1 pseudogene and 1 riboswitch are annotated in these 562 nt (G+C 38.8%); the pseudogene reads left to right on the plus strand.

Going from position 1 to position 562, the window contains the following annotated elements:
- The first annotated feature begins 82 nt into the window (after window positions 1-82).
- Window positions 83-158, plus strand: a riboswitch (cyclic di-GMP riboswitch).
- 63 nt (window positions 159-221) lie between these two features.
- Window positions 222-416, plus strand: a pseudogene (locus tag DWW13_RS15420) (sensor histidine kinase); the annotation flags it as partial.
- Window positions 417-562: the final 146 nt, after the last annotated feature.

The raw sequence follows: 562 nt of genomic DNA on the forward strand, positions 1-562 counted from the left end.
AAAAAGGTAATGTTTTTCTTGTGTACAGTAGAGTACTATAGTATAATAAAACCAGTTTTTTGCGTAAGTCTAAAAGCTATAATAAGGAAATCGGCAAACCAGATGAAAGTCTGGGACGCAAAGCTACAGGGCCTGTAAAATGGCAGCCAGTTGCATGAAATGATGTGCACTGTCTGTCTGGCAGTGCTTTTTTACGGTATTATTTCATAGACGTAACAATAATGTCGCATGATACTCGTACACCTATGAATGCAATCATTGGTATCACATCTTTGATCAGACATGATGCAGGTAATAAAGCAAAAGTTATAGAGTATGCAGATAAAATAGATATTTCATCGCAGCATCTGTTGGGAATTATCAATGACGTTCTGGATATGAGCAAGATTGAGGCAGGAAAAACTGTCTTCAAGTTCAGAAGCATAAAGACCGGTGGGGGGGGACCGAACCGCAGGTCACTGAACAGTGACAAATGGATTTGATACGGTAGTGCAATTTTATTAAACCAGGAGGTTGACAAGGAGATGTATAGAGAAATATATTTGACAGACAGACAGACAGA

Origin of the sequence: Blautia sp. AF14-40 (assembly GCF_003479665.1) — a bacterium.
Lineage (GTDB): Bacteria > Bacillota > Clostridia > Lachnospirales > Lachnospiraceae > Fusicatenibacter > Fusicatenibacter saccharivorans.